The 6,449-nt window shown below is 36.5% G+C and carries 7 protein-coding genes and 1 pseudogene; all 8 read left to right on the forward strand.

Annotated elements, in window-relative coordinates:
• Positions 1-106: pseudogene (locus tag B3D98_RS20700) on the forward strand (PemK family transcriptional regulator); the annotation flags it as partial.
• Positions 107-467: 361 nt separating this feature from the next.
• A complete protein-coding gene (locus B3D98_RS20705) occupies positions 468-869 on the forward strand; it encodes an anti-sigma regulatory factor (protein ID WP_048394287.1) in 402 nt (133 codons plus the stop codon).
• Between the two features lie 58 nt (positions 870-927).
• Entirely contained in the window at positions 928-1,878 is a 951-nt protein-coding gene (locus B3D98_RS20710; RefSeq protein WP_048394289.1) for a PP2C family protein-serine/threonine phosphatase, read from the forward strand.
• A gap of 63 nt (positions 1,879-1,941) precedes the next feature.
• Entirely contained in the window at positions 1,942-2,274 is a 333-nt protein-coding gene (locus B3D98_RS20715) for an STAS domain-containing protein (RefSeq protein WP_016993414.1), read from the forward strand.
• A complete protein-coding gene (rsbW, locus tag B3D98_RS20720; protein WP_016993413.1) occupies positions 2,274-2,744 on the forward strand; it encodes an anti-sigma B factor RsbW in 471 nt (156 codons plus the stop codon). Before B3D98_RS20715 ends, rsbW begins: the two co-directional genes overlap by 1 nt.
• The gene (gene sigB / locus B3D98_RS20725; protein WP_066038032.1) at positions 2,722-3,507 is read left to right on the forward strand and encodes an RNA polymerase sigma factor SigB; all 786 of its coding nucleotides are present in this window, start codon (positions 2,722-2,724) and stop codon (positions 3,505-3,507) included. Before rsbW ends, sigB begins: the two co-directional genes overlap by 23 nt.
• Positions 3,508-3,642: 135 nt before the next feature.
• A complete protein-coding gene (locus B3D98_RS20730) occupies positions 3,643-5,814 on the forward strand; it encodes a Tex family protein (RefSeq protein WP_288585781.1) in 2,172 nt (723 codons plus the stop codon).
• A 67-nt stretch (positions 5,815-5,881) separates the two neighbouring features.
• Positions 5,882-6,343, forward strand: coding sequence for a SprT family protein (locus B3D98_RS20735; protein WP_103118888.1), 462 nt, complete (start codon positions 5,882-5,884; stop codon positions 6,341-6,343).
• Positions 6,344-6,449: the final 106 nt, after the last annotated feature.

Here is a 6,449-nt window from a genome sequence, read left to right on the forward strand (position 1 = left end):
AATTGATAAGTCAAGATTGACGGATCGTATTACGCAACTGGATCATGCTGTGATGGAAAAAGTTGATGGTGCGTTGATGATCAGTTTAGGTCTAGTTAAATTTTGATATACATATGTGTATAGAAGCATCGAGATTATGATATCTCGATGCTTTTTTGTCTTATATCCTTGAAATGTCTTTACCATAATTTGAATTACGATAGATCTTGCTCAACGAACGATTTTGCTACGAAAGATGAAGTACCTGAAATAATTAAGCTAAGGTGTAATTGATAAATGTTACAAAAAGCTTTAAGATATACACAAGATTTTTAATAAAAATAGATTTTTGAAAAAATTCTTAAAAGGTATATGAAAATTTACATAGAATATTCCATTTATAGAGGCAATTCATTCATTTTAAATGATGGCAAGCAGTTTGAATAAAAGTGTAAGAGTATAACTCCAAAGGAAATGGAGGGACAGCAGTGACATATAGGTCTTCGGTTGAAATTATTACAGAGTGGGATATTGTTGCAGCTAGACAACTGGGGCGCAATGAAGCAAAAGCACTTGGATTTGGCACTGTTGATCAAGCCCGCATCACCACGGCAATTAGTGAATTAGCACGAAATATTTATTTATATGCAAGTATAGGTATCATAGCAATTGAAAGGGTTGAAGCAGATACTGAAAAGAAAATAGTTGTTGTTGCAACAGATCAAGGGCCTGGTATTAAAGATGTTCGTAAAGTAATGGAGGATGGTTATTCTACCTCGGGGGGGCTAGGTGCTGGTTTGCCAGGTGTTAAACGATTGATGGATAGTTTAGATATTCAATCTGTCGTTGGAGAGGGAACAACGATAAGAGCGGAAAAATGGTTGCGTTAGGACGTGAAGAAAACTGAAACAATTAGAAGCTCAGTATAAAAAAATATTAGCAGATTATATGGTCAACCAAACAGAAAGAAATTTATATATCGCTCAGAACTTCACACGTCAGTTAATTCAAAAAAATATCTCTCCCGAGGATGTTATTAGCATTCATAAAAATGCTGTAGAACAAATATTTCCGAATCAAATGAACGAATCACAGCCTGCTTATGATTTTTTGATTGAAGTAATGGTGCATTATGGAATGGCACATAGAGAGCATCAAAGTTTACTTCAAAAGCAAGCTGAATATGAAATGGAAATGAAAATAGCGACAAACATCCAAAAAACATTGTTGAAAACTTATGTGCCGAATATGCAAAATATTGATATAGGTATGATTTCAGTACCTATTCGAAAAATGAACGGCGATTATGTACATTTTTTTCATGATGGAGAAGAATATTTAAGTGTGGCTGTGACAGATGTTGTCGGTAAAGGAGTTCCTGCTGCTTTATGTATGTCGATGGTGAAATATGGACTTGAAACATTGGTATATGCATATAAAGATCCCTCATATGTTTTAGAAGTTATTAATAGGGTAATAGAAAAAGGTGTGGATGACAGTATGTTTGTTTCGATGTTTTATGGCTGCTTAGATGTAGAGCAAAACATTTTTTCTTATGCTTCGGCAGGCCATGAACCAGCTTTACATTATAGTGCAAAGAACGATCAGTTCTTTACCTTAGAGGCTAAAGGTTTACTATTGGGTGTATTGTCTGAAACAAACTATACGTTTCATGAAATTGTGTTAGAAGAGAATGATTTGATTATTATGATGACCGACGGTGTGACAGAATTTAGAGTGAAAGAAGAATTAAATTCGCGAGAGGTAATCACAACTTTAATAAAAGAAAATAGACATTTATCTGCCCAGCAATTGTGTCAGCTCCTTTATAAGGAAATAGAGAGAGTGCAAAATTTTAAACTATTTGATGATTTTACTGTAGTTATTTTAAAAAAATAGGTTTAAGTTTAAATTGAACAGGGTAGAGAAAATAGTCTAACAAATATGGTGGAGGTGTGCTATATGGACGTAACGATACATTTTAAAGAAATTGATCATAAATTATTTGGCTTTGTTGAGGGTGAGATTGATACGTTTACTGCTTCAGGATTACGAGACGAATTAGAAGCTGTAAAGATTACAGAGGGTTTAGAAATTGAGCTTGATCTATCAAAGGTAAATTACATGGATAGTACAGGACTTGGGATTTTTGTTGCCTTTTATAAAAGAGCATTACGTGAAAATGGTAAAGTAAAGCTCGTTGGTTTATCGAATAGGTTACAAAGATTATTTGAAATTACTGGTCTTAGTGATTTGATGGATATCGAAACTGATAAAAAGGTGGAATTAAGATAATGAAGGAATTTGACTATATTGAAATTAGAGTTCCTGCTAAACCGCAATTTGTCAGTGTCATTCGATTAACTGTCTCGGGCTTAGCGAGTAGGATTGGCTTTAATTATGATGATATTGAAGATTTAAAAATTGCAGCAAGTGAGGCTGTGACAAATGTTGTTCACCATGCTTATAAAGACGAAGAAGAGGGTGAAATTGTCATCGGGTGTGCGCTGTACGACAATAAAATGGAAATGATGATTGCGGATTACGGCAATAGTTTTAATTTTGAAGAGATTAAGTCTAAGATTGGGCCGTATCATCCTGAAGAAAGTATTGCAGGGCTAAGAGAAGGTGGTTTGGGACTTTATTTAATGGAAACTTTGATGGATGAGGTGATGATCAATAACGATGGTGGCGTAACTGTCTTCATGACAAAGTATGTCACTAGGGAGCAGGTGGAGAAAAATGTCGAAAGAATCACTACATAAATCTTCATCTAAAGAAGATGTACTTAAGTGGATTGAATTGTACCAGTCAACGGAGGATGATGAAGCACAAACCAATTTAGTGATTCATTATCGATATCTAGTTGAATCTATAGCTCGTAAATATTCGAATGGTAAATCATATTATGATGATATTGTTCAAGTAGGGATGCTGGGATTGTTAGGTGCAATAAGACGTTTTGATCCGAATGTTGGTCGTAGTTTTGAAGCTTTTGCCGTGCCAACAATTGTTGGGGAAATCAAACGTTTTTTACGTGATAAAACATGGGATGTGCATGTGCCTAGACGTATAAAGGAACTTGGGCCGAGGATTAAATCAACTGTGGAGGCGCTGACAATTGAATTACAGCGTTCTCCATCCATTAAAGATATTGCTGAACGATTAGAAGTAGCAGAGGAAGAGGTACTAGAAGCTATGGAAATGAGCCGTAGTTATCAAGCTCTTTCTATGGACCATTCGATAGAGTCAGACTCAGACGGTAGTACAGTCACGTTATTCGATATTTTGGGCAGGGAAGACGATGGCTATGAAATGACCAATAAACGAATGATTGTTTCAGAGGCGCTGGTTGTGTTGAATGAGAGGGAAAAACAAATTATTCAGCTTACATATCTAGAGCAACTTAGTCAAAAAGAAGCTGGAGAACGATTAGGGATTTCTCAAATGCATGTATCGAGGATACAAAGGAAAGCAATAAAGAAATTACAAGAGGCTATTCTAGCAAGTGGCGGTGTTTCGCTCTAATCTTTCGTGGGTGTTTAATGAAAAATACCTTTAAAATGAATGGAAATAGTCTACTCATATTCGTCTGAGTAGACTATTTTTTTGCATTTTTAGTAAAGTGTAATGGTAAAATGAAAAGAAAAAGGTAGTGATGATGTGGAGCAAAAGCAAATGTTACAGCTCATTGCAAAGGATGTAGCAGTCAAACCAGGGCAAGTAGAAGCTGTTATTAACTTATTAGAAGAGGGAAATACGGTACCATTTATTGCGCGCTATCGAAAAGAGGTTACAGGATCACTTGATGAGGTGCAAATTAAAGCTGTAGAAGATCGTTATCACTACATACAGCAACTTGAACAACGAAAAGAAGAAGTTATACGATTAATCCAAGAGCAAGAAAAGCTTACACCAGAATTAGAGCAGACTATTCTTTCTGCAACAATCTTACAACGTGTTGAGGATTTATATAGACCTTATAAGCAAAAACGACGTACAAAGGCGACGATTGCAAAAGAGAAAGGTTTAGAGCCTCTTGCAGATCTCCTGTTAGCATTTAGTGATGATGCATTAGAGCAATTAGCAACTGACTTTGTGGACAACGAACAAGTTACTAATACGGAAGAAGCCCTGATAGGAGCTCGAGATATATTAGCAGAACGTTTTGCGGACGATGCCTCTATTCGTGAAAAAATCCGAGCTTATTCATGGAAAGATGGAATTCTTGTGACGTCTGTGAAAAATACAGAAATCGACGAGAAAAATGTTTTTGAAATGTATTACGAATATGAAGAGCCTGTTAGTCGCATTGTACCACACCGTATTTTAGCGATAAACCGAGGAGAGAAAGAAGAAATCTTAAAGGTTTCTATTCATGTGCCGGTGGATCGAGTATTAATGATTATGTGGAAAGAATGGATACCTGCAACTGGTTCGTCTCCTGCTATTGCAGAAGTTAAACTAGCAATCGAGGATTCGTACAAGCGTTTAATTCAGCCTTCAATTGAAAGGGAATTACGAAACGAGCTTACAGAAAAAGCTGAGGCACAGGCTATTCATATTTTTTCCGAAAATTTACGTAACCTATTGCTACAACCACCTATGAAAGGTAAATATGTTTTAGGGGTTGATCCAGCTTACCGTACAGGTTGCAAGCTGGCGGTTGTAGATGAAACTGGGAAAATGCTTGAGATTACAGCTATTTACCCACATCCACCGAAACCAGATGTGGCAAAATCCAAAGCTATTGTAAAAGGAATTTTGGCAAAGTATCCAATAAGTATAATTGCCATTGGTAATGGTACAGCATCTCGGGAGACAGAACAATTTATCGCGGATGTATTAAATGAACTTACTACTGACATAGCCTATGTGATTGTCAATGAAGCGGGGGCATCTGTTTATTCAGCGTCTGAAATTGCACGTACAGAATTTCCTGATTTACAGGTTGAACAACGTAGTGCTGTCTCCATTGCACGTCGCTTACAGGATCCTTTATCAGAGTTAGTGAAAATTGAACCAAAAGCTGTGGGTGTAGGTCAGTATCAGCATGATGTTTCTCAAAAAAAATTAAATGAATCGCTATCTTTTATAGTAGAAACAGCTGTTAACCAAGTTGGTGTAGATGTAAATACGGCTTCATCATCACTCTTACAATATGTTTCTGGTCTATCAAAAACTGTTGCAGAGAATATCGTAAAGACGCGAGAGGAAAATGGTCAATTTACTACACGTGCGCAATTAAAGAAGATTCCAAGGTTAGGCGCCAAAACGTATGAACAAGCTATTGGTTTCCTACGTGTCCCAGAAGCAAAAAATCCGTTTGATGCTACAGGTATTCATCCTGAAACCTATGCCCTTGCTGAGCAAATATTAGCAGAGGCTCAAATAGATAAAAAAGAGTTAGGGACACAGAAGGCAGAGGATGCTATTGCAGCACTAAATATCCAAAAATTAAGTGATGTGCTTGGAGTAGGAGTTGTGACAATTCAAGATATCGTGGATACCTTAATGAAACCTAGTCGTGACCCACGTGATGCATTCCCACAACCATTGCTTAAGACTGATGTATTAAAAATGGAAGATTTAAAAGTAGGTATGGAATTGCAGGGGACGGTAAGAAATGTAGTAGATTTCGGCGCATTTGTTGACATTGGCGTGAAGCAAGATGGACTTGTGCATATTTCTAAACTCCAAAATAAACGTATTAAGCATCCATTAGAAGTTGTGGCACTTGGGGATATTGTAACTGTCTGGGTTGAACAAATAGATGTAACGAAAGGGCGTATCTCTTTAACGATGCTTCCTCCTAAAAATCAAGCATTAGTTTGAGTACTAAATTTTTGCCACACTGTCTATACTACGCAGTGTGGTATTCTTGTTGTTAGAGGTGATTACTGTGGACAATCAAGAATTACAAGAGCTTGTTCGTCGCTTATCTTTAGAAAACTTTCAGAGGCCTTTTCTGCATCAAGCCTACTTTAATCCGAGATTACGGTCAACGGGAGGACGATATCTTTTACAATCCCATAATATTGAGATTAATCCTAAAGCCTATGAGTTATACGGTTTGAAAGAGATTCAAGGTATTGTTTTACACGAATTATGCCATTATCACCTACATATTGAAGGTAAAGGGTATCAGCATCGAGATAAAGATTTTAGAGAATTATTAAGGAAAGTAGATGCCCCTCGATTTTGCGCAGTTTTACATGTCCCGAAAGCTACAGTTAAAAAACAACGACGACGCTATACATATACTTGTGTCAATTGCCACCAATTATATATACGGAAAATAAAAATGAATGTTGAAAAGTATTGTTGCAGTAAGTGTTTGGGGAAATTAAAATTAGTAGAGTAAAAAAAGTTTAAAAAATAGTTGACGTTTTGTTGAGTTGTCCCTATAATAGTAAAAGTCGACAAGATAACGACGACAACATAACATGAATTATTCCGAAGTAGCTCAG

Origin of the sequence: Lysinibacillus sp. UBA5994 (genome assembly GCF_002429725.1) — a bacterium.
GTDB lineage: Bacteria > Bacillota > Bacilli > Bacillales_A > Planococcaceae > Lysinibacillus > Lysinibacillus capsici.